20 protein-coding genes are annotated in these 22,897 nt (G+C 60.2%); 12 read left to right on the forward strand and 8 right to left on the reverse strand.

Translation table 11 applies throughout. From position 1 onward, the window contains the following. Positions 1-11 precede the first annotated feature (11 nt). The gene (locus ACIPL2_RS14055) at positions 12-1,976 is read left to right on the forward strand and encodes a putative bifunctional diguanylate cyclase/phosphodiesterase (RefSeq protein WP_401357222.1); all 1,965 of its coding nucleotides are present in this window, start codon (positions 12-14) and stop codon (positions 1,974-1,976) included. Here ACIPL2_RS14055 and ACIPL2_RS14060 read toward each other — a convergent pair. Further along, entirely contained in the window at positions 1,867-2,763 is an 897-nt protein-coding gene (locus ACIPL2_RS14060) for an NAD(P)-dependent oxidoreductase (RefSeq protein ID WP_401357224.1), read from the reverse strand. The genes ACIPL2_RS14055 and ACIPL2_RS14060 overlap by 110 nt on opposite strands. 198 nt (positions 2,764-2,961) lie before the next feature. Here ACIPL2_RS14060 and ACIPL2_RS14065 point away from each other — a divergent pair, with 198 nt between their 5' ends. Further along, positions 2,962-5,157 carry a hypothetical protein gene (locus ACIPL2_RS14065; protein WP_401357227.1) on the forward strand — a complete coding sequence of 732 codons (2,196 nt, stop codon included), beginning with the start codon at positions 2,962-2,964 and terminating at the stop codon, positions 5,155-5,157. Between the two features lie 297 nt (positions 5,158-5,454). Here the strand turns inward: ACIPL2_RS14065 and ACIPL2_RS14070 are convergent, their stop codons facing one another. After that, positions 5,455-5,760 (reverse strand): DUF2288 domain-containing protein, encoded by a 306-nt coding sequence (locus tag ACIPL2_RS14070; RefSeq protein ID WP_401357229.1) that lies wholly within the window; start codon positions 5,758-5,760, stop codon positions 5,455-5,457. Positions 5,761-6,098: 338 nt separating this feature from the next. Here ACIPL2_RS14070 and ACIPL2_RS14075 point away from each other — a divergent pair, with 338 nt between their 5' ends. The 5 genes from ACIPL2_RS14075 to ACIPL2_RS14095 all read left to right on the forward strand — a co-directional run bounded on the left by ACIPL2_RS14075 (position 6,099) and on the right by ACIPL2_RS14095 (position 11,101). Further along, positions 6,099-7,226: a branched-chain amino acid ABC transporter substrate-binding protein gene (locus ACIPL2_RS14075; RefSeq protein WP_401357231.1), complete on the forward strand. Its 1,128-nt coding sequence runs from the start codon at positions 6,099-6,101 to the stop codon at positions 7,224-7,226. A gap of 232 nt (positions 7,227-7,458) precedes the next feature. After that, positions 7,459-8,382 carry a high-affinity branched-chain amino acid ABC transporter permease LivH gene (livH, locus tag ACIPL2_RS14080; RefSeq protein ID WP_008147295.1) on the forward strand — a complete coding sequence of 308 codons (924 nt, stop codon included), beginning with the start codon at positions 7,459-7,461 and terminating at the stop codon, positions 8,380-8,382. Then, complete coding sequence (locus tag ACIPL2_RS14085; RefSeq protein WP_059407961.1) at positions 8,379-9,635, forward strand: high-affinity branched-chain amino acid ABC transporter permease LivM; 1,257 nt, start codon at positions 8,379-8,381, stop codon at positions 9,633-9,635. Before livH ends, ACIPL2_RS14085 begins: the two co-directional genes overlap by 4 nt. Next, positions 9,632-10,399, forward strand: a complete 768-nt coding sequence (gene livG / locus ACIPL2_RS14090) for a high-affinity branched-chain amino acid ABC transporter ATP-binding protein LivG (RefSeq protein ID WP_059407959.1) — start codon at positions 9,632-9,634, stop codon at positions 10,397-10,399. The genes ACIPL2_RS14085 and livG overlap by 4 nt, the downstream gene beginning before the upstream one ends. Further along, positions 10,400-11,101 carry an ABC transporter ATP-binding protein gene (locus tag ACIPL2_RS14095; RefSeq protein WP_201201292.1) on the forward strand — a complete coding sequence of 234 codons (702 nt, stop codon included), beginning with the start codon at positions 10,400-10,402 and terminating at the stop codon, positions 11,099-11,101. It begins immediately after the preceding gene. 189 nt (positions 11,102-11,290) lie between these two features. Here ACIPL2_RS14095 and ACIPL2_RS14100 read toward each other — a convergent pair whose 3' ends face one another. Further along, positions 11,291-12,205, reverse strand: a complete 915-nt coding sequence (locus ACIPL2_RS14100) for a LysR family transcriptional regulator (protein ID WP_401357236.1) — start codon at positions 12,203-12,205, stop codon at positions 11,291-11,293. Between the two features lie 105 nt (positions 12,206-12,310). On the opposite strand from ACIPL2_RS14100, the gene ACIPL2_RS14105 reads away from it, so the two are divergent. The 3 genes from ACIPL2_RS14105 (at position 12,311) to ACIPL2_RS14115 (ending at position 15,470) form a co-directional block, all read left to right on the forward strand. Further along, a complete protein-coding gene (locus ACIPL2_RS14105) occupies positions 12,311-12,910 on the forward strand; it encodes a short chain dehydrogenase (protein WP_401357238.1) in 600 nt (199 codons plus the stop codon). A 185-nt stretch (positions 12,911-13,095) separates the two neighbouring features. Beyond that, on the forward strand, positions 13,096-13,761 hold the full coding sequence (locus ACIPL2_RS14110) for a COG3650 family protein (protein ID WP_401357240.1): 666 nt from the start codon (positions 13,096-13,098) through the stop codon (positions 13,759-13,761). Between the two features lie 95 nt (positions 13,762-13,856). Then, on the forward strand, positions 13,857-15,470 hold the full coding sequence (locus tag ACIPL2_RS14115; RefSeq protein ID WP_401357243.1) for an NAD(P)/FAD-dependent oxidoreductase: 1,614 nt from the start codon (positions 13,857-13,859) through the stop codon (positions 15,468-15,470). Positions 15,471-15,586: 116 nt separating this feature from the next. Here ACIPL2_RS14115 and ACIPL2_RS14120 read toward each other — a convergent pair whose 3' ends face one another. After that, complete coding sequence (locus tag ACIPL2_RS14120; protein WP_401357245.1) at positions 15,587-16,681, reverse strand: PLP-dependent cysteine synthase family protein; 1,095 nt, start codon at positions 16,679-16,681, stop codon at positions 15,587-15,589. 239 nt (positions 16,682-16,920) lie between these two features. Between ACIPL2_RS14120 and nhaA the strand changes: the two genes are divergently transcribed. Next, complete coding sequence (nhaA, locus tag ACIPL2_RS14125) at positions 16,921-18,108, forward strand: Na+/H+ antiporter NhaA (protein ID WP_401357248.1); 1,188 nt, start codon at positions 16,921-16,923, stop codon at positions 18,106-18,108. A gap of 817 nt (positions 18,109-18,925) precedes the next feature. On the opposite strand, the gene ACIPL2_RS14130 is transcribed toward nhaA, so the two are convergent. Next, a complete protein-coding gene (locus ACIPL2_RS14130) occupies positions 18,926-19,390 on the reverse strand; it encodes a glycine zipper 2TM domain-containing protein (protein ID WP_401357251.1) in 465 nt (154 codons plus the stop codon). Positions 19,391-19,559: 169 nt separating this feature from the next. On the opposite strand from ACIPL2_RS14130, the gene ACIPL2_RS14135 reads away from it, so the two are divergent. Further along, the gene (locus ACIPL2_RS14135; protein ID WP_401357254.1) at positions 19,560-19,796 is read left to right on the forward strand and encodes a hypothetical protein; all 237 of its coding nucleotides are present in this window, start codon (positions 19,560-19,562) and stop codon (positions 19,794-19,796) included. Positions 19,797-19,801: 5 nt separating this feature from the next. On the opposite strand, the gene pdxH is transcribed toward ACIPL2_RS14135, so the two are convergent. The 3 genes from pdxH to ACIPL2_RS14150 form a co-directional block, all read right to left on the reverse strand. Continuing rightward, positions 19,802-20,449, reverse strand: a complete 648-nt coding sequence (pdxH, locus tag ACIPL2_RS14140) for a pyridoxamine 5'-phosphate oxidase (protein WP_401357256.1) — start codon at positions 20,447-20,449, stop codon at positions 19,802-19,804. Positions 20,450-20,473: 24 nt separating this feature from the next. Then, positions 20,474-21,598 carry an OmpA family protein gene (locus tag ACIPL2_RS14145; protein WP_401357258.1) on the reverse strand — a complete coding sequence of 375 codons (1,125 nt, stop codon included), beginning with the start codon at positions 21,596-21,598 and terminating at the stop codon, positions 20,474-20,476. A gap of 115 nt (positions 21,599-21,713) precedes the next feature. Beyond that, positions 21,714-22,859: a serine hydrolase domain-containing protein gene (locus ACIPL2_RS14150; protein ID WP_401357260.1), complete on the reverse strand. Its 1,146-nt coding sequence runs from the start codon at positions 22,857-22,859 to the stop codon at positions 21,714-21,716. Positions 22,860-22,897: the final 38 nt, after the last annotated feature.

Here is a 22,897-nt window from a genome sequence, read left to right on the forward strand (position 1 = left end):
CGGGGCGTGCGATGGAATGGCTTGGTTTGCATTTCACTACTCAACTGCCAGAGAGCGGTCAGGTCATTCTTAATTGTGCACATAACCCGTTTCTGGTGTTGCTGGCTTATGTGGTGGCCTGTGCAGCCGGCTTCGCCACGCTGGACATGACCGAGCGAGTCGGTCATGCAGACAATGCCGCCTCTCAACGACGCTGGCGCTGGGTCGGCGCCGGGTGCCTCGCGGGGGGGATCTGGGCCATGCATTTCATCAGCATGCTGGCATTCCAGGCGCCGATCGACATTCAATACCAACTGCCCATCACCCTGACCTCACTGCTGTTCGCACTGACGGCCTCGTGGCTGGCGATGCACACCCTCAGCCATCCTCGGTTGAATTTTTGGCAATACCTACGGGCCGCGGTGTGGATTGGTCTGGGCATCGCGATCATGCACTACGTCGGCATGGCCGCCATGCGCTCGAATGCGACCGCCTATTACCAACCCGTCCTGTTCGCCCTCTCGATCGTCATCGCCATTGGCGCCAGCCTGGCCGCACTGTTGGTTTCCAGTCATCTGCGCGATGGCAGCGGTGCGCTTCACCAACTGCTCAAATACACCGCCAGCCTGGTACTCGGGGCAGGCATCGTCAGCATGCATTTCACCGGCATGGCGGCGCTCGATCTGGTGCTACCCGACAACAGCCTCCAGCCGCTGCCCGGCGACAACAATCATCTGCAACTGGGCGTGACGGTAGCCGTCATGATCTTGCTGATCATTGGCAGTAGCATCAGCGCGGCACTGGCCGACAAGAAGCTGCAAAACAAGGAATGCGATCTGCAGCGGGTCAACACCCTGGTGGGTCAACTGGACCAGGCGCGTCTGTCATTACAACAGATGGCGCACTACGATGCGCTGACCAACCTGATCAACCGTCGTGGTTTCAACCAGATCTTCGCCGAGCGGCTGATCGAGAAAACCAATGACGGTGGCATGCTGGCGGTGATGTTCCTCGACATCGACCACTTCAAGCGAGTCAACGACAGCCTGGGTCATGCCGCCGGCGACGAATTGCTCAAAGCCCTGGCCAGCCACATCAAAGGGTCGGTACGCAGTCACGAAGACGTGGTGGCCCGTTTCGGCGGTGATGAGTTCTGCATCCTCATCGGGTTGCGCGATCGTGACGAAGCGCGGCACCTGGCCCAGCGGATCATGCTGAAAATGCAGGAGCCCATCGAGCTGTCCGGGCGGCGCATGGTCATCACCACCAGCATCGGCATCAGCCTGTTTCCGGAAGACGGCAAGACCTGCGAAGAGCTGCTGAAAAACGCCGACCTGGCGCTGTATCAGTCCAAGGGCAACGGGCGCAACGGGTTGCATTTTTTCCGTCAAGACATGAAAGCCCGCGCCACGCGCGAGCATCCACTGGAAGAAGAACTGCGCCAGGCCCTGCACGCCAACACCGGGCTGATGCTTTATTACCAACCGATCCTCGACCTGAAAACCGGCCAGGTCAGCAAGCTTGAAGCGCTGGTGCACTGGCAACATCCAGTCCTCGGCTTGCTCGCGCCGGATCGGTTCATTGCCATCGCCGAGGCCAACGGCCTGATCGCCGAACTGGACAACTGGGTGCTGCGCAAGGCCTGCGAGGACCTGGGCGAACTGTCCCGCCACGGCAGCGAAGAACTCAAGATCATCGTCAAGTGCTCACCGCTGAACCTGACACGCGCCGCGTTCGCCGATGAAGTCAAACACGCCCTGCGCGCAGCCGGCATGGCGCAACACCGGATTGAACTGGAGGTGACCGAGAATGCGCTGGTGGCGATGCCGCTGGCTGAATTGCATCCGGTGCTGAACGAAATCAACCAGCGCAAGCCGTCGCGCAATGTCAGCCCTTTGAGTCTGGCTCGCGGTACAACTGCACTAACGTCGACGGATCTTTTTCCAGGAAGCCCTGAGCCCCATGCAGTCGCATCAATTGTGCGGCCAATCCACTGATCGGCGTGGCCGAACCCTGCTCGCGGGAAAACTTCACCGCGCCGTCCAGATCCTTGAGCAAGGTGCGCACGTGCCATTTCACCGGTTCGAAACGGCTTTCGGCCATTTGCGGAGCGAGGAACTGCAAGGGTTTCGAGTCGGCGAAACCGCCGGCCAGGGCCTCGGCGATCCGGCTGGCGTCGACGCCGGAGCGCTCGGCCAACGCCACCACTTCGGCAATCACCAGCGCATTGCAGGCCACGATCATTTGGTTACACGCCTTGGTCACCTGCCCTGCCCCGACGCCGCCCATGTGCGTCACGCGCTGGCCGAGGCTCAACAGCACCGGCCTGACGCGTTCCAGGTCCGCCGCATCGCCGCCCACCATGATCGCCAGGCTGCCGGCCTCGGCACCGATCACTCCGCCGGACACCGGCGTATCCAGCCATTTCATGCCGGTTGTGCTGAGCAGCGTTGTCGCCATTTCCCGCGTGGCGGTAGGTTCCAGGCTGGAAAAATCCACCAGCAACTGAGCGCTTTTCGCCCCCTCGGCGATCCCGGCCGGACCAAAAACCACCTCGCGCACCACGGCCGTGTCCGCCAGGCACAGCATCACCACATCAGCGTGCTGGCACAGCTCGGCCGGTGTGGCGACCTGACGTGCGCCTGCCTCGACCAGTGGCGCGCATTTGGCCGGATTGCGGTTCCACACGGTCAGCGGATAGCCCGCCGCGAGCAGGCGCCGACACATTGGCAAGCCCATCAGGCCGATCCCGGCAAACCCCAACGAAGGTAGCACTGCCATCATTTGGCCTCCTTTTGATTAAAGATCAGTGAATATTGGCCGATTCATCATGACTTAGGAAAGGATTCCCCCGAGCGACGTTCAGACCAAGACTCTGACGCTTGGGCCAAATACGCGCTAAAAACAAGACGCGAGTTCCCATCCGTGATGGTTAGACGACAGCCTGTCGCCCGACCCACCAGTCCAGGTACATGGCGCACAATGACTTCCAAAAACAATCCGGCCACTGCGATATCCGATCTGACGCTGAGCCCTGCGGCGAACAGCCCCGCGCCCTCGAAGCCATTGACGCCATCGCGCCCGCTGGCCACTCAGCAATATCTGTACTTCACCGAAACCAACACCGACCGCATCCTCGATAACCTCGACGGCTTGCGTGACATGGTGTTTCCGCGCCCACCGCACCTGGAAGGCGACAGCGAACAGCACAACGATCAGGAATTCCCGTCGGTGTGCCTGATCGGCCTCGGTCGTTGCGGTTCGAACATTGCGCTGGACGTCGCGGAGCTGGTGTACAACGCCCGCAAGTTCTACCTCAGCGAATTCAACAACGAAGACCGTCTCTCGCCGGACAAACGCTTCGCCGAAAAGGGTTACAGCCCGGCGCAGTGGATTCGCAACAACTTGCGCCTGGGGCCGAACAAGGCCACCAAACCGGTGTTCCTGGTGGAACCGCTGGTGATGCTCGGCGACCTGGACAAAGACATCGCCGGTCGCATCCGCTTCTCGCGCAAGGGCGAAAAAAGCGGCTTTTTGCGCGACTACAGCAAAATGAAAATCATGGACTTGTCGGAAGTCCACGCCGGTGGCGCCGGTAACGCGCCGATCCTCGGCCAGTACCTGGCCAAGATCATCCTGAACAAGGACACCCAGCGTTTCTCCAGTCCCGACTGGAAGATGATTCACTCGTACCTGATCGACAGCTGCGGCATCAAGGCCAACCAGTCGCGCCTGTATTTCTCTATCTTCAGTGCCGGCGGCGGTACCGGTTCGGGTATGGCCTCGGAATTCGGCCTGGCCCAGCAGCACTCGTACATGAACAAGACGTTCGACACCAAGCCGATGGACGAGCACGACGGCAAGAGCGGCCATTCGTTCGTGTTCGAGCCGATCTTCACCAGCGGCATCTGCGTGCTGCCGAACATTTCCGATCACCGCAGTGAAATGTCCGAGGCGCTGCACATCAACGCCGGTCGCCTGCTGTGTAAATACCTGTCGGAAGAGTGGGACTTCTCCTACAACTTCGCCAACGAAGACAGCAGCGAAGCCAGTGTCATGGGGCGTATCCGCCCATGGAACGCGATGATGCTGATCTCCAACGACATCATGCGTTACGCCGAAGAGAGCGATGACGGCAACATCCAGAACATCGACGTCAACGCGATGGAAAAGCACGCCAACCAGTACATCTCGCAGCAGATCTTCAACATTCTGACGGCGCAAGCGGTCACGACTGACTACGACCAGAACTATTTCCGTCGCGCCGGCATCGACATCGGCGAAACCATTCGCCTCGACGCCAACGACCTGTTCATGAGCCTGGCCGGCCCGGTGGCGATTGCCTATGCCGAATCCGTGGTGCCGGAAACCCCGCCGCCGAGCAGCGACAAGTTCAAGGTGTTCGAGAAAGAGCCGCAGCGCCTGAACATCGACGACTTGTTTTTCCGTTCCATCGACCTGCCGCACTTCAACAAGGTCACCCAGGCCATCGAAGGCATCAGCCTGCTGCCGATCGAGTCCAAGCGTTATCGCGCGTCGCTGGAGCAGTACAAGAACTCGGGTTATGACGCCGCCGCGTTGCACGACCTGCACTTCTTCAAGAACTGCTCGTCGGTGGTCTCGATCGTTTCGTTGCCGAAGGACTACAAGCTGTCCTACATGGACCTGAACCGGTTGAAGACCCACCTCAACAGCCTGTTCCCCAACACCACGCTCAAGCGTTATGCGCTGGTGATCGGCGCCTCGGCCAACTTGTCGCTGACCACATTGATCGCCAAGAGCCCGTGCCTGTCGGACGACTTCCTGACGCTGATCGTGGCGTTCATCAAGCGCTGCTTTGCGAAAAACCCGTACCGCTTCGACGAGACCCTGGACAACTCGATCCTCGACTTCATCATCAACGAAGAGTTTGACGAAGACCTGATCGACGACTTGCTTAACGAGTTCGAGAACCCGGCGAAAATCCTCGACACCAACTGGTATGCGATCAAACCGATGTACGAGAAAAAGTACCGAGAGCTGATCAACGACAAGGACAAGTTCGTCTCGATCAACGACATTCGCTTGTCTCGCGATTGCGTGAAGAAGGCGATCAAGTACCTGCGCGAGATTTATCGTCACCGGATTGGCAAGACCAAGGTTATTTCGCTGAATAACCACACCGGTAAAACTGCGTAGCCTGCGATGGCCCCTTCGCGAGCAAGCCCGCTCCCACATTCAATCGCATTCCATCTGGAAGAATGCGGTCAAATGTGGGAGCGGGCTTGCTCGCGAAGGCGGCCTGACATTCACCGCAAATCCCAACATCCAGAAACAATTCAGCAGCCAATCGGCTGCTCAATAAACTGTTCCCGTTACGTTTACGTCACCCTCGCCAAGACCCTTCTGTGGCCTTTCTCTACGGCAACATGCCATCACGCTACTCGGCTACACACTTTTAGCTGTTCAACGGACGCACTGCTTTAGTGCGACATGTCAGTTCGTCGCCCTTTCCTGGATCAAAATCCACGGCGAAACGACCACTGCCCACAGCTCCGGGTCACGTTCGAAAAGATCCAGCGCCCGCGTTTCAGACAGCTTGGCGACCTTGTCGGCGGCCAGCCAGGCAGCCACTTTCTCGCCTTCGTCGGTCGCTACCGCCTCGGCCGCGGCGATCAAATCCAGACCTGGGTCGACCCACAATAGGGCACCCCTGGCGAAGAACGGCTCCAGCTCCTTCCAGGTAATAGATGCGGTTTCACCAAGCAGCTTGGCATAGAGGGTGCTAGGTTCTTGAGTCATGGGTCCTGTCCGGAAAAGAAATCGACGTAATCATAACGTCGGTGGTCTGGCAGAAAAACCCGGATGCAATTGAGTCACCGATTGAAAAGTGCAGGAAAGCCAAGGATTGCTGTTCATTCAGCCTGAACCCCCGCCGCGATTCTGTCTTTTTCTTTCAAAAAAGCGACACCCTCAGGTTTTGCCCCCTGGCGCCAGCTTCCCAGGCTGACAATCGGCGCTCTACACTGTACCGGTACAGTTGCCGGGGGCATTTTCCGGAGGATATCGAAGATATCTGACCCGGTTCTGCTGCTACGGCGCCAGGACTATAAAAACTACAACAGTAAGAGTGGAGCACTATGACTAAGGCTACTAAGCAGATTTCCAAACTGTTTACCGCTATGGTTCTGGCCGGGGTTGCCAGCCATTCGTTCGCAGCTGACACCATCAAGATCGGCATCGCCGGCCCTAAAACCGGTCCTGTAGCCCAATACGGCGACATGCAGTTCAGTGGCGCCAAAATGGCCATCGAACAGATCAACGCCAAAGGCGGCGTAGACGGCAAGAAACTCGAAGCCGTTGAATACGATGACGCCTGTGATCCAAAACAAGCGGTAGCGGTCGCGAACAAAGTCGTCAACGACGGCGTCAAGTTCGTGGTCGGTCACCTGTGCTCCAGCTCCACTCAACCGGCTTCGGACATCTACGAAGACGAAGGCGTGATCATGATCACTCCGGCTGCCACCAGCCCGGACATCACGTCCCGTGGTTACAAAATGGTGTTCCGCACCATCGGTCTGGACAGCGCCCAAGGCCCTGCCGCCGGTAACTACATCGCCGACTTCGTAAAACCGAAGATCGTTGCCGTTCTGCACGACAAACAGCAATACGGTGAAGGCATCGCCACCGCCGTGAAGAAAACCCTGGAAGGCAAAGGCGTCAAGGTTGCCGTGTTCGAAGGCATCAACGCCGGCGACAAAGACTTCTCTTCGATGATCTCCAAGCTCAAGCAAGCCAACGTCGACTTCGTCTACTACGGCGGCTACCACCCGGAGCTGGGTCTGATCCTGCGTCAATCCCAGGAAAAAGGCCTGAAAGCCAAGTTCATGGGTCCGGAAGGCGTGGGTAACGACTCCATTTCGCAGATCGCCAAAGACGCTTCCGAAGGCCTGCTGGTAACCCTGCCGAAATCCTTCGACCAGGATCCGGCCAACGTTGCCCTGGCTGATGCGTTCAAAGCCAAGAAAGAAGATCCAAGCGGTCCGTTCGTGTTCCCGGCCTACTCGGCGGTGACCGTGATTGCCGACGGCATCAAGGCAGCCAAGAGCGAAGACGCGGCCAAAGTGGCTGAAGCCATCCACGCCGGGACGTTCAAAACCCCGACTGGCGACCTGAGCTTCGACGCCAAGGGCGACCTGAAAGACTTCAAATTCGTGGTTTACGAGTGGCACTTCGGCAAACCTAAAACTGAAGCCAAGCCTCAGTAAGGCGTTGCCTGACTGACTGCCAATAAAGCCCACGGCGTGCCGTGGGCTTTGTTTTACGAACGTATTGGGCCGCGCTGGCGTGATCCGCCAGTCTCCCCACCTGAAAATCTCAAAACCGTCATCAGCGGTTCGCTGGCAAACCTCGCGTTCGAAGTGGATGCAGATCCACGGGGCTCGAGCGGGAAAATGACTCCACCAGTGAAATGCGTATCAGGTTTTTAGGAGCGCTGTAATGCCTGACATCTATCACTTCTTCCAACAGCTGGTTAATGGCCTGACCATTGGCAGCACGTATGCCCTGATCGCCATCGGCTATACGATGGTTTACGGCATCATTGGAATGATCAACTTCGCCCATGGCGAGGTGTACATGATTGGTTCCTACGTGGCGTTCATCGCCATTGCGGGCCTGTCCATGATGGGACTCGACAGCGTTCCGCTGTTGATGACCGCCGCTTTTCTCGCGACCATCGTCGTGACCAGTGCCTACGGCTACAGCATCGAACGGATCGCCTACCGCCCCCTGCGCGGCAGCAACCGTCTGATCCCGCTGATTTCCGCCATCGGTATGTCGATCTTCCTGCAGAACACGGTTCTGCTGGCGCAAGACTCCAAGGACAAATCCATCCCCAACCTGATCCCCGGCAACTTCTCCATCGGGCCAGGTGGCGCACATGAAGTGCTGATTTCCTACATGCAAATCGTGGTGTTCGTGGTGACCTTCGTCGCCATGCTCGGCCTGACGCTGTTCATCTCCCGCTCTCGCCTGGGTCGCGCCTGCCGCGCCTGTGCCGAAGACATCAAGATGGCCAACCTGCTGGGTATCAACACCAACAACATCATCGCCCTGACCTTCGTCATCGGTGCCGCGCTGGCGGCCATCGCGGCCGTGCTGCTGAGCATGCAATACGGCGTGATCAACCCGAACGCCGGTTTCCTCGTCGGCCTCAAGGCCTTCACCGCCGCGGTACTGGGCGGCATCGGCAGCATCCCCGGCGCCATGCTCGGCGGGATCGTGCTAGGGGTGGCAGAAGCGTTTGGTGCCGATATCTTCGGCGACCAGTACAAGGACGTCGTCGCGTTCGGTCTATTGGTTCTGGTGTTGTTGTTCCGGCCAACCGGCCTGTTGGGCCGTCCGGAGGTTGAGAAAGTATGACTAGGAATCTTAAACAGGCGTTGTTCAGCGCCTTGCTGGTGTGGGCCGTGGCCTACCCGGTACTCGGTCTGAAACTGACCATCGTCGGCATCAACCTCGAAGTGCATGGCACCAGCACGGCAACCCTGATCACCATCGCCGTATGCTCGGTGCTGATGTTCCTGCGGGTGCTGTTCGACCAGCAGATCAGCTCGGCCTGGAAATCCTCGCCGAACCTGCCGGTCATGCCGGCCAAGGCCAGTACGTTCCTGACCCTGCCGACCACTCAGCGCTGGATCATCATCGCGCTGATCATCGGTGCGCTGATCTGGCCGTTCTTCGGCTCTCGCGGCGCGGTGGACATCGCCACCCTGGTGCTGATCTACGTGATGCTCGGCCTCGGCCTGAACATCGTGGTCGGCCTGGCCGGCCTGCTCGACCTCGGTTATGTCGGTTTCTATGCCGTCGGCGCCTACAGCTACGCGCTGCTGTCGCACTACTATGGGCTGAGCTTCTGGATCTGCCTGCCGATTGCCGGTCTGATGGCAGCCACTTTCGGCTTCCTGCTCGGCTTCCCGGTATTGCGTTTGCGCGGTGACTACCTGGCGATCGTGACCCTGGGCTTCGGTGAAATCATCCGTCTGTTCCTGCGTAACCTGACCGACATCACCGGTGGCCCGAACGGCATCAGCAACATCGAGAAACCGACGTTCTTCGGCCTGACCTTCGAACGTAAAGCCGCTGAAGGCCTGCAGACATTCCACGAGTACTTCGGCCTGGAATACAACTCGATCAACAAGGTGATCTTCCTTTACCTGGTCGCGTTGTTCCTCGCCCTGTTCGCGTTGTTCGTGATCAACCGCTTGCTGCGCATGCCTTTGGGCCGTGCCTGGGAAGCGCTGCGTGAAGACGAAATTGCCTGCCGTGCGTTGGGCTTGAACCCGACCATCATCAAGCTTTCGGCCTTTACCCTGGGCGCCTGCTTCGCCGGTTTCGCCGGCAGCTTCTTCGCCGCGCGCCAAGGGCTGGTGACACCGGAGTCGTTCACCTTCATCGAGTCGGCGACCATCCTCGCCATCGTGGTGCTGGGTGGCATGGGCTCGCAACTGGGCGTCGTGCTGGCGGCCACGGTGATGATCCTGTTGCCGGAAATGATGCGTGAGTTCAGTGAATACCGCATGTTGATGTTCGGCGCCTTGATGGTGCTGATGATGATCTGGCGTCCTCAAGGTCTGCTGCCCATGCAACGTCCTCACATGGAGCTGCGCAAATGAGCCGCGAGATCCTTAAAGTCGAAAATCTGAGCATGCGCTTCGGCGGTTTGCTCGCGGTCAACGGCGTGGCCCTGACCGTCAAGGAAAAGCAGGTTGTGGCGCTGATCGGGCCAAACGGCGCGGGCAAGACCACTGTGTTCAACTGCCTGACCGGTTTCTACAAGCCGAGCGGCGGCAGCATCCTGCTTGACGGTCAATCGATCGAGGGCCTGCCCGGCCACGAGATCGCCCGCAAAGGCGTGGTGCGCACCTTCCAGAACGTGCGGCTGTTCAAGGACATGACAGCGGTCGAGAACCTCTTGATCGCCCAGCACCGTCACCTGAACACCAACTTCCTGGCGGGCCTGTTCAAGACCCCGGCGTTCCGCAGAAGCGAGCGCGAGGCCATGGAATTCGCCGAGTACTGGCTGGAGAAGGTCAACCTCAAGGCGTTCGCCAACCGTCCGGCCGGCACCCTGGCCTACGGTCAGCAACGTCGCCTGGAAATCGCTCGCTGCATGATGACCCGCCCGCGGATCCTCATGCTCGACGAACCGGCTGCCGGCCTGAACCCGAAGGAAACCGAAGACCTAAAGGCGTTGATCAGCGTGCTGCGTGAAGAGCACGATGTCACCGTGCTGCTGATCGAACACGACATGAAACTGGTCATGAGCATTTCCGACCACATCGTCGTGATCAACCAGGGCACGCCCCTGGCCGACGGCACGCCGGAACAGATCCGCGACAATCCTGAAGTGATCAAAGCCTACCTGGGGGAAGCGTAAATGCTGCAATTCGAAAACGTTTCCACCTTCTACGGCAAGATCCAGGCCCTGCACGGCGTCAACGTGGAGATCCGCCAGGGCGAAATCGTCACCCTGATCGGCGCCAACGGTGCCGGCAAGTCGACCCTGCTGATGACGCTTTGCGGTTCGCCGCAAGCCCACAGCGGCAGCATCAAGTACATGGGTGAAGAGCTCGTGGGGCAGACCTCGGCGCAGATCATGCGCAAGAGCATTGCCGTGGTGCCGGAAGGTCGTCGGGTGTTTGCCCGCCTGACCGTGGAAGAAAACCTCGCCATGGGCGGCTTCTTCACCGACAAGGGCGACTATCAGGAACAAATGGACAAGGTTCTCGGACTTTTCCCACGCCTGAAAGAACGCTTCGCCCAGCGCGGCGGCACCATGTCCGGCGGCGAACAGCAAATGCTCGCCATCGGCCGTGCGCTGATGAGCAAACCCAAGTTGCTGCTGCTCGACGAGCCGTCGCTGGGTCTGGCACCGATCATCATCCAGCAGATCTTCGACATCATCGAACAGCTGCGCAAGGACGGTGTGACAGTGTTCTTGGTGGAGCAGAACGCCAACCAGGCACTGAAAATTGCTGACCGTGCGTACGTACTGGAAAACGGCCGTGTGGTGATGCAAGGCACCGGTGAAGCCCTGCTGACCGACCCGAAAGTGCGCGAAGCGTACCTCGGTGGCTAAGCGATCGCGGTAAACAAAAAACGGCCTTCGGGCCGTTTTTTTATGCCCGCCACAACCCTCAACAACACTGAAAATCCAATGTGGGAGCGGGCTTGCTCGCGAAAGCGGTGGGTCAGGCGATATTGATGTGGCTGTCCTACCGCCTTCGCGAGCAAGCCCGCTCCCACAGGGTTTGTGTGGAGGCAGAGATTATCGTTGAAGCCGGTCCAGCGCCTCGCCACTGCGCTTGAACCAGCCGATCAGATAATCCGCCAACACCTGCGTGCGCTTTGGCAATCCACCTTGATACGGATGCACCAGGTACATCGGCATGCTCCGCGTCTGGTAATCGCGCAGGAGCCAGCGCAATCGCCCGTCAGCCAAATCCGCTTGCAGCAGGTACGAAGGTAACCGTGCAATGCCAGCCCCAGCCAATGCGGCTTTTTTCAACAGGCTGTAATGGTTGCTGGCGAACGGCCCTGATACCCGCACTCGCAACAATTCATGTTGCTGGTGATAAAGCCATTCTTCACGACCGCTGTAATGGCTGTTGAGCAGGCAGCGATGCTCAGCCAACGCCTGGGGCGTCTGCGGTTCACCGTACTGTTCGAGATAGGCCGGACTGGCGCAGGTCATTTCGTGCCATGCCAACAACGGGCGCGCAACCAACCGTTGATCGTTGGCCACTTCGGAACGGACTGCCAAGTCAAAACCGTCGCGGGACAAATCACGATAGCTGTTGCTCAGGTCCAACTCGATCTGCACCTCGGGGTACTTGCCGGAAAACTCCAGCAACAAGCCATCGAAGAACGTTTCCCCCAGCGACACCGGAACCGTCATACGCACCGGCCCGGCCATATCGTCCTTCAACCGCGCCAATGCCTGACGCGCCCTCTCCACTTGGACGACCAGCGCCTGGGCTTGTGGCAACAACGCCGCGCCCGCTGCTGTCAGGCTCAAGCGGCGAGTGGTGCGTTGCAGTAACACCACGCTAAACCGCGTCTCCAACAGGCTGATGCGCTTGGAGAGTTGGCCTTTGCTGCAACCCAATTGCTGCGCCGCCAAGGTGAAACTCCCCGCTTCGATCAACACCGCAAACGCCGCCAGATCATCCATCTCGCTCATGGACTGTTTCCATTTGAAAACCAAAGGTTGCCTATTAGCGCGCTTATCAATGAAAAAAACCACTCTAGACTGAGATCTCTTTCCACTCACACGAGGATCAGCCCCATGAAAATTCTTTTGATCGGCGCAAGCGGCACCATCGGTTCAGCGGTTGACAAGGAACTGGCCGAGCGTCACGACATCATCCGCATCGGTCGCCACAGCGGTGATTTCCACGTGGACATCAGCGACAGCGCCTCGATTCGCCAACTGTTCGAGCAAACCGGGAAGTTCGATGCGCTGGTCTGCGCCGCCGGCAATGTGACCTTCGCGCCGCTGGACGAAATGACTGAAGACAGCTTCGCCCTGGGCCTCAAAGACAAACTGATGGGGCAGGTCAACCTGTTGCTGATCGGCCGCGAATTCGCCAACGACGGTGCATCGTTCACCTTCACCACTGGCGTGCTCAGCCACGACCCGATCCGCAGCGGCGCCTCGGCTGCACTGGTCAACGGCGCGCTCGACAGCTTCGTTCGCTCCGCGGCGATCGAACTGCCACGCGGGCTGCGCGTCAACTCGGTGAGCCCGAATGTGCTGGTCGAAGCCATGGGCAGCTACGCGCCGTATTTCCGTGGCTACAAACCGGTTCCGGCAGCCGATGTGGCATTGGCCTACGCCAAAAGTGTCGAAGGCTTGCAGACTGGCCAGACGTTCCACGTCGGCTGATACACAGCCCCCTGTAGGAGCGATGCTTGCTCGCGAAAGCGGTGTGTCATTCAAATGATATGTTGGATGGTCTGGCCCCTTCGCGAGCAAGCTTCGCTCCTACAGGTTGATCGACGTAGGTCTGTCGGGGTTGTGATGAACGGTCAGGCTGAGTAACGTGGCGGCACTTGTCAGGAGACCCAAAGATGCGTGTTGCCCGTTCCCTAGTCCTTGTTGCCCTGCTTCCATTGTTCGCTGCCTGCCAGTTGCTCGATGGCTCGCGTGAGAGCGCCTCTCATGTGGGCCAGACCCGCCTGCAGGGCCAGTTGACCGCCGCCGACGGCAAGCTGTTGTTCCAGCCGTGCAATGAACAACGCAGCTACGTGGTCAACGACACCGGCGGCACCAGTGTCCTGCAAGAGGCCGCGACCCTGGCCGATGCCCAGGGCAAGCTGTTCGCCGATGTGCGCGGGCGCATCGTCGCCAATGGCGCCGACAGCCGCCTCGATCTGGAGCAGTTATACCGCGTCGAGCGTTCGGGGGCTGCTTGCAACGATCCCAACTTCAAACTGCTGATCCTGCGCGCCGCCGGCCATGGGCCAGAGTGGAACGTGAAGGTCAGCGGCAAAGGCCTGGTCATCGATCGCGCCGGGCAGCCGCCATTGGCCGTGCCGTACGTTGAAGAGCAACTGGGCGATGGCCGCTTCAACCTCAGCACTGAAGCCAACAACCAGCACATCGAACTGTGGGTGGCGCCGCAACGTTGCGTCGACAGCAGCACCGGCAGCGTGCAGCACATGAGCGCCGAACTGCGCATCGATGGCAAGGTTCAGCGCGGCTGCGGGTATTTTGGCGGGTCCCGCGACGACTGATCGTTTTAGCCTCACGGGAATCATCCTTTGGGGCTTATAATCTCCGGTTTCAAACGCCTTGGCGCAGTTGTGCGCCCCGCGAACCGGATCCCGTCATGTTACGAATCACCGAACTCAAGTTGCCGATCGACCATCCCGATGAAGACCTGCGCCCTGCCATCGTGCAGCGCCTGGGCATCGCCAGCGATGACCTGCTCGACTTCACCTTGTTCAAGCGCAGCTACGATGCGCGCAAAAAATCTTCCGAACTGTGCTTCATCTACACCATCGACCTCAACGTTCGCGATGAGGCCGCGGTGCTGCACACGTTCGCCGATGACCGTAACGTCAACGTCGCGCCGGATGTCAGCTACAAAGTGGTTGGCCAGGCGCCGGCTGATCTGCAGCAGCGCCCGATCGTCGTCGGTTTCGGTCCGTGCGGGATTTTCGCCGGGCTGCTGCTCGCGCAAATGGGCTTCAAGCCGATCATTCTCGAGCGCGGCACCGAAGTGCGCCAGCGCACCAAGGACACCTGGGGCCTGTGGCGTAAAAGCGTGCTCAACCCCGAGTCCAACGTGCAGTTCGGTGAAGGCGGCGCGGGGACGTTCTCTGACGGCAAGCTCTACAGCCAGATCAAGGACCCGAAATTCATCGGGCGCAAAGTCCTGCACGAGTTCGTAAAAGCAGGTGCGCCGGAAGAAATCCTCTACGTCAGCAAACCGCACATCGGTACGTTCCGTCTGACCGGTGTTGTCGAAAACATGCGTGAGCAGATTCGCGCGATGGGTGGCGAAGTGCGCTTCCAGCAGCGCGTCACCGACGTGTTGATCGAGGACGGTCAACTGGTCGGCGTCGAGCTCCATGGCGGCGAGCAGATCCACTCCAAGCACGTGATCCTGGCCCTCGGCCACAGCGCCCGCGACACCTTCCGTATGCTGCATGGTCGTGGTGTGTTCATGGAAGCCAAGCCGTTCTCGGTGGGTTTCCGCATCGAACACCCGCAGTCACTGATCGATCGTGCGCGCCTGGGCAAATACGCCGGCCACCCGAAGCTCGGGGCCGCCGACTACAAATTGGTGCACCATGCCAGCAACGGTCGTTCGGTCTACAGCTTCTGCATGTGCCCGGGCGGCACCGTGGTGGCGGCGACGTCCGAGCCGGGCCGCGTGGTCACCAACGGCATGAGCCAGTACTCGCGTAACGAGCGTAACGCCAACTCCGGGATCGTCGTCGGGATTACCCCGGAAGTCGATTATCCGGGCGGCCCGCTGGCCGGGATCGAGTTGCAGGAACGCCTGGAATCCCACGCCTATGTGCTGGGCGGCAGCAACTATGAGGCGCCGGCGCAACTGGTCGGAGATTTCATTGCCGGCAAGCCGTCCACTGAGTTGGGCAGCGTCGAGCCGTCCTACAAGCCGGGCGTTGCCTTGGGTGACTTGGCGCTGGCCTTGCCGGCGTTTGCCATCGAAGCCATTCGCGAAGCCTTGCCGGCGTTCGAGAAACAGATTCGCGGTTACTCGCTGCACGACGCGGTGTTGACCGGGATCGAGACGCGTACTTCATCGCCGCTGCGGATTACCCGCAATGAATCGATGCAGAGTTTGAACGTGAAAGGTTTGTTCCCGGCCGGTGAAGGTGCGGGTTATGCAGGCGGGATTCTGTCGGCAGGTGTGGACGGGATTCGTATCGCCGAAGCCGTGGCCCGAGACATCCTCGGCCTCGAAGCCTGACACCACACCGCCCGTGTAGGAGCGAGGCTCGCCCGCGAAGAAGTTGATGCGGTCTTCCTGAAAGACCGCATTATCGTTCTTCGCGGGCAAGCCTCGCTCCTACAAGGGCCGGTGTGTTAGATGTTGGCGCGGAGCACGGTGTCCGGCAGCGGTTCGCCGCGCTCGACACTCGCCGCCACGGCATCGATCAAGCCGCTCAATTCATACCCTTGGGCCTTGAGCCAGGCCTGATCGTAATAGCTGGTTTCATAGCGCTCGCCGCCATCGCACAGAATCGCCACGATCGACCCCGACTCCCCCGCCTCCACCATCTGCCGGGCCGCTATCAAGGCGCCGATCAGGTTGGTCCCACTCGAACCGCCTACCCGCCGACCCAAACGCTGCGCCAGGTAATGCATGGCCGCGAGTGACAATGCGTCCGGCACCTTGACCATCGCATCAATCACCTTCGGCAGGAACGAAGCCTCGACCCGAGGACGACCAATGCCTTCAATCCGCGAACCGTGATCCAGTCGCAGGCTGGCGTCGCCGGTCTGGTAGTAATCGAAAAACACCGAACGCTCGGCATCCGCGCACAGCACGCGAGTGCAATGCTGGCGATAACGCACGTAACGGCCCAGCGTCGCAGTGGTGCCGCCAGTGCCGGGGCTGGAAATCAGCCAACTCGGCTCGGGATGCTGCTCGAAACGCATTTGCTGGAAGATCGATTCGGCGATGTTGTTGTTCGCCCGCCAATCGGTGGCGCGCTCGGCGTAAGTGAATTGGTCGATGAAATGGCCATCGTTTTCCCGAGCCAGGCGCTCAGACTCGGCGTAGATCTGCGTCGGATCCTCGACCAGATGGCTCTTGCCGCCGTAGAACGCGATCTGCGCAATCTTCTCTTTGGAAGTACTGGCCGGCATCACCGCAATAAACGGCAAACCCAGCAACCGGGCGAAATACGCCTCGGAAATCGCCGTCGAACCGCTGGACGCCTCGATCACCGGCGCGCCCGGTTTTAGCCAGCCGTTACACAGCGCATAGAGGAACAACGAACGGGCCAACCGGTGTTTCAGGCTGCCGGTGGGATGGCTGGATTCATCCTTGAAATACAACTCGATACCCGGCAAACCCGGCAGCGGCAAGGGGATTAGGTGGGTGTCGGCGCTGCGCTGGAAGTCCGCTTCGATGATCCGGATGGCTTCGCGGGCCCACTGTCGGTTGTCGCTCATGGTGGTGTTCTCGTCGAGTCGGCCTTGTTGCAAGGCTCAGCCCCTAAGCTTAGGAAAAAACCTACATCACGCACAGATACAGCTGAGATCCAATACGCCGGGCAACTGCTAGGCTCAGGTCCGTGCTGATCGTTCGAGCTGTAACGGCATATAACAAAAAAGAATATAACTTTTGTTTTAACAACTAACGGTACGGGTTAGGGTGTGCCACCTTTTGAATTCATCGATGGAGAGCGACCTTGCCTCTGCGTAGCACGTTCACGCGTTTCTTCCAGTTGGAAGCCGCCAGCGGTCTGTTACTGATCGCCGCCGCAGCCCTGGCTCTGATCATCAACAACTCATCGCTGTCGTGGCTCTATAACGGCCTGCTGGACACCCCCGTGGTGGCCCAGATCGGCGCGCTGAAAATCGCCAAGCCGTTGTTGCTGTGGATCAACGACGGCCTGATGGCCCTGTTCTTCCTGTTGATTGGCCTGGAGGTCAAGCGCGAAGTCCTCGACGGACAACTGTCGAAACCTTCGCAGATCGTCCTGCCCGGCGCGGCCGCCATCGGCGGCATGGTGGTACCGGCGCTGGTCTACTGGTTTTTCAACCGCGACAACCCGGCAGCCCTCGGTGGCTGGGCCATCCCGATGGCCACCGACATCGCCTTCGCCCTCGGCGTGCTGGCCTTGCTTGGCAAGCGTGTACCGGTGTCGTTGAAGCTCTTCCTGATGACCCTGGCGATCATCGACGACCTCGGCGCCATCATCGTCATCGCGATCTTCTATTCGGGCGCACTCTCGACCTTGTCCCTGGCGCTGGCGGGGGCGTGCATCGTGGCGTTGATCGCGATGAACCGACTCGGAGTGGTCAAGCTCGGGCCGTACATGATCATCGGTTTGATCCTGTGGGTGTGCGTACTTAAAAGCGGTGTCCACGCGACACTGGCCGGTGTGACCCTGGCCTTCTGCATCCCGCTACGCACGAAAAATGCCGAACCTTCACCGTTGCTGACCCTGGAACACGCGCTGCATCCGTGGGTGGCCTACGGCATCTTGCCGCTGTTCGCCTTCGCCAACGCCGGGCTGTCGCTGAGCGGCGTGACCGTCGAAAGCTTCACCCATCATGTGCCGATGGGCATCGCGGTCGGCCTGCTGTTGGGCAAGACCCTGGGCGTGTTCGGCCTGACCTGGCTGGCAGTGAAAATCCGCATCGCCGCCCTGCCGCAAGGTGCCAACTGGGGCCAGGTGCTGGGCGTGGCGATCCTCTGTGGTATTGGCTTTACCATGAGTTTGTTTGTGGGTTCCCTGGCGTTTGTGCCGGGTGCCAGTGAGTACGCCGGGATGGACCGGATGGGGATTTTGACCGGTTCGATATTGGCGGCGTTGATTGGTTATGCGGTGGTGGCGGTGGCGAGTCGTAAGGGGAGTTCTACTGCGGCTTAACGGGGCATATCCGTTTTTTTGGTCGCGACGGCTGGCGGTTTCGCTTTTACAGCGAGTGACTTGGAAAAGCCCCAAGTAACCAAGGGCTTTTGCCCCGCCATTCGGTGCCTCGCTTAGGCTCGGCATGCCCTCACTCCGGCATTGCTCCGGGGGCCCGCCGCCATCGGCCATCCATGGCCGGGGGCGGCTACCGCGGCATCCTTGCCGCGGTACCCCCTGCGCAACGCCTGCGTTCGGCCTCTGGGAAAGGGGCAACAGATCAAGATCAAAAGCCGAAGCAGAGCAACGGCAAGATCAAAAGCGAACACAGTGTCCAAAATCAGCGTCCCCCTGTAGGAGCGAGCTTGCTCGCGATGGACCCACAGGCACCGCGTTTACCCTGTTAAAACGCGCCATCATTGACGTTCTTCGCGAGCAAGCTCGCTCCTACAGGGGAATGCGTATTCCCCAATCAGGCCGGCCTCCAGGCCGCCGCGCTTTTGATCTTGATGCACCGCCCCATCGTAAGGCCGAGCGCAGGTTCTGCGCAGTGGGTAACCCGGCAGGGATGCCGGGTTAGCCGCCCCCGGCCATGGATGGCCGATGGCGGCGGGCCCACGGAGCAGGACCGGAGCGAGGGCATGCCGAGCCTAGGCGAGGCACCGAACGAAAGGGGCAAGAGCCCTTGGTTACTTGGGGCTCTTCCAAGTGACTCGCCGTAAGGGCGAAACCCATAGCAGCCGTCACCAAAAAAACGGATATGCACCCACCTCCTTCTACCGTTCAAAAAAAACCCCGACCAGTCACCTGATCGGGGTTTTCTTCTACCCGTTTGCGCTTAGTGCGAAACGCGGCTCGTACCATCCACAGTGGCAATCCGCACACGCTCGCCAACGCGGAACACTTCGTTCTCCTGAACCTGCTGCACGTAGGCGCGCATGCTGCCGTCGTCTTCGCGTACAGTGATTTCCACGCCTTGGGTGCGGGTCAGGCCTTCTTCGGTGGCCGAACCGAGCAGGCCGCCGGCGACTGCGCCGACGACCGCTGCAACGATGCTGCCGCGACCGCCGCCGATGGCGCTACCGCCAACACCGCCCACGACCGCACCCGCGGCGCCGCCGATCGGGGTCTTGGTGCCTTCGATTTTCACCGGACGCAGGGATTCGATGGTGCCCATGCGAACGGTCTGCACACGACGCGCTTCGTCACGGGAGTAGGAGTCACCGGACAGGTTCGATTGGCAGCCAGTGAGCAACATCGCCATGGTGGAAAAGGAAGCAACCAACAGAACAGACTTACGCATAGCATCAACTCCAAAAAGACAGGTCATCATTAAACTCCGCAGCTTGACGCCTGTCACGGCATCGCCCGGATAAAATTGGTTTCATTCAGTGCCGGTACAGACGCCCTCGCGAACTCACCACACAGTAGCGGCAAATTGCGCCATCTGCCCCGTTGACTCAAGGATTGTCATGGATTACTTCATTATTGTCGTCACCACTGTCGCCGGCCTGTACTTCCACGGGTGGCTGTACGTACGGATCAAACGCTGGATGGACCGCGATCTGGCGTTAGCCCTGGCGGGAGGAGATGAGCAGAAAAAGGCCTTCATGCTCCAGCAGTTGGCGAACGCTCAAGCGCAGAAGATCAAGCGTCGGGACCTGCCGCAGTGGCTCGAGGCCGCTGCGGCGGGCTATCCCGGTCGGTAGACTGCTCAGGGTGCCAGACGTTCAAGAATCCAGTCGGCGCCCTGGAGGCGGTAGTTGAGGCGATCGTGCAGGCGGCTCGGACGGCCTTGCCAGAACTCGATGCGCTCGGGGAGCAGGCGATAACCGCCCCAATGCTCGGGGCAGTGAGGCTGGGTGTCGCTGAACCTTTGCTCGGTGTTCTTGAGCAACGCTTCCAGCTCGGCACGGTCGGCGATCACCCGGCTTTGCGGCGAGGCCCAGGCACCGAGGCGGCTGCCCAGGGGCCGGACTTGAAAGTAGGCGTCGGACTCTTCAGGCGTAACCTTCACCACCCGCCCTTCGATGCGCACCTGGCGCTCCAGGGCTGGCCAGAAAAACGTCATGGCCGCGAACGGATTCGCGGTCAGGTGCTGGCCCTTGGCGCTGTCGTAGTTGGTGAAGAAGGTAAAGCCCTGCTCGTCCAGGCCCTTGAGCAGCAGAATCCTGCAATGGGGCCGACCGTCCTGATCGACCGTGGCCAGGGTCATGGCGTTGGCTTCCACCGGTGCCTGCTCGGTTTTCACCGCGTCGGCAAACCATTGATGGAACAGCGCGAATGGCTCGGCCGGGGCTTGTGCCTCGGTCAGGCCATCACGGGTGTAGTCGCGACGCATATCAGCCAGGCCCTGGGTCATGGCGCATTCCTTTTGGTTAACGAATTACTTCTTTGTGGCATCGGCAGCGACGTCGACTTTTTTCGCATCGGCGACGGCTTTGGCCGGAACAGTCTTTTTCGCCGGCGTCGCGGTTTTCGCCGGAGCCTTCTTGGCAGCGGCTTTCTTCGCTGGAGCCTTTTTCGCGGCCGGCACGGCAGCTTTCTTCGCGGCGGGTGCCGGGGTCACAGGCACGGCGACCGGCTTCACGTCCTGGGCAGCCACCAGGCGCACCGGTGCCGGCGCTGGCATGTTGTACTTGCTCAGCAGTGCAACCATGGTGTTTTGCGGAGTCACCAGCAGTTCCACGCGACGGTTCAAGGCACGGCCTTCATTGCTGTCGTTGGCAGCACGCGGGGCTTCGCCACCCATGCCGCGCAGCATCAGGCGATCACGTTGCAGACCGCTGAGACGGAAGATCGCAGCCACGGCTTGAGCGCGTTCCTGGCTCAGTTTCACGTTGGCCGGAGCAGCGCCCGAGGTGTCGCTGTGACCCAGCACCAGTACGGCAGTCTTTGGATCGACTTCAAGGATTTTCGCGACACGGGTGAACGGACCGAGGGTCACTGGCAGCAGCATGGCCGGACGGTCAGGGTTGAACGAGCCTTCTACCGGCGCCGTAACGACCAACACGTTTTCACGGCGTTCGAGTTGCAGGTTGCTGTCCTTGATCGCTTCGCGCAGACGCGGCTCGTAGTCGTCAAGCCAGGCCTGGGTCACTTTCGGATCAGGCATCGGCACGGCTTTGGCGGTGCTCTGCTCTTTGCCGCCGAACGGCCACCACCATTTGCCACCGGCGTCGGCTTCGGCCTTGGCCACTTCAACCGGCTTGGCTGCGGGTTTGACTTCAGTTTTTACCTCAGCCTTGACTGGCGTCTTGTCGGCGCCGTCATCGGAACCGAACGGCCAGTACCAATGGCTGGCACTTTCAGTTTTGGCCACCGGTGCAGTCGCGGCAGGCTTCAAGGGTGCCGGGGCCGGTGCTGGAGCCGGAGCCGGGGTTTTAGCGGCGACTTTGTCGGAAGAGCCGAACGGCCACCAGCTGCTGCCATCCGAGTCATTTTGTGGAGTTTGTGCGCAACCGGTGATAGCGAAGCACAGTGCCAAGGCGAGGGTTGGTTTAGTTGACATTGGATATCCACAAAAATGAAGTAATGAAAAAATCCGGCCGGGTCGGCCCACATAAACAGACGCTTTGAGACTGAAAAGGCTTTCGGGTTCCAGTTCCAGAACCCTCAAGCGGGATTTACAGACAAGTGGCCAGTACTCGCACGAGCTTTTGCGCGCGCGGATCCATCAAGACGTACGGCCCTAAGGTATTTGTCACAAAGCCGAAGGCCACATCGTGTTCCGGGTCAGCAAAACCGATGGAACCGCCTGCGCCCGGATGACCAAATGCACGTGGGCCGAGGCCGTAGGTGGCGTTGGGGACGTCCGGTTGATCAAGCATGCAACCCAGGCCGAAACGGGTCCGGGTCAGTAAAGTCTTGTCCTCGCCGAGGCTGTGTTCACGCGTCAGCTCGTCGAGCATCTCGCCTTCCAGCAGGCTGCCGTCGAGCAGACCGGCGTAGAACCCGGCCAGGCTGCGGGCGTTGCCGTGGCCATTGGCCGCCGGCTGCTGCATGCGCCGCCACTCGGGTTTGTTGGTGCTGGTCATGATCGACGGCGGGTTGGTGAAGGCCCGCGTCGTCATGGCCGTCGGCTCGCGCATGGTCACTTGCAGCAAACGTTGGGCCGCGGCATCGCCGACGTTGCCCTTGCCACGGGCGATGTGCGCCACGCGGTGAAACTCCGAGTCTGCCAGACCGACATGGAAATCCAGGCCCAACGGCTTCGCCACCCGCGCCACGATGGACTCACCGGGCCCACGGCCATCGGCACGACGCAGCAACTCGCCGACCAGCCAGCCGTAGGTAATCGCGGCGTAACCGTGGCCTTCGCCCGGCGTCCACCAAGGCGTTTCAGCGGCCAGGGCGTCGACCATGGTTTGCCAGTCGTAAAGCGCTTCCGGGGCCAGCAACTCGCGCAGCGCCGGCAGGCCGGCCTGATGGCAGAGCAATTGGCGCAGGGTCACGGCGTCTTTGCCGGCAGCGGCGAATTCCGGCCAGTAGCGGGCCACCGGGGCGTCCAGTTGCAGCTTGCCCTCGGCTACCAATTGCAGGGCGGTGACGGCGGTAAAGGTCTTGGTGCAGGAGAACAGGTTGGCGATGGTGTCGCTGTGCCAGGCTTCGAGGCCATCCTTGTCGGCGCTACCGGCCCAAAGATCGACGACGGTTTCGCCACCGATCTGGATGCACAACGCCGCGCCACGTTCCTGAGGATCGTCGAACAGTGCGGCGAATGCTTCGCGCACCGCTTCGAACTTAAGCTCGTAAAAACCCTGAATCTGCACCCGCAACTCCCCGGATATAAGGCTGTAAAGTGGCCCGC

The sequence above is a fragment of the Pseudomonas sp. NPDC086251 genome (assembly GCF_044746405.1).
Taxonomy (GTDB): domain Bacteria; phylum Pseudomonadota; class Gammaproteobacteria; order Pseudomonadales; family Pseudomonadaceae; genus Aquipseudomonas.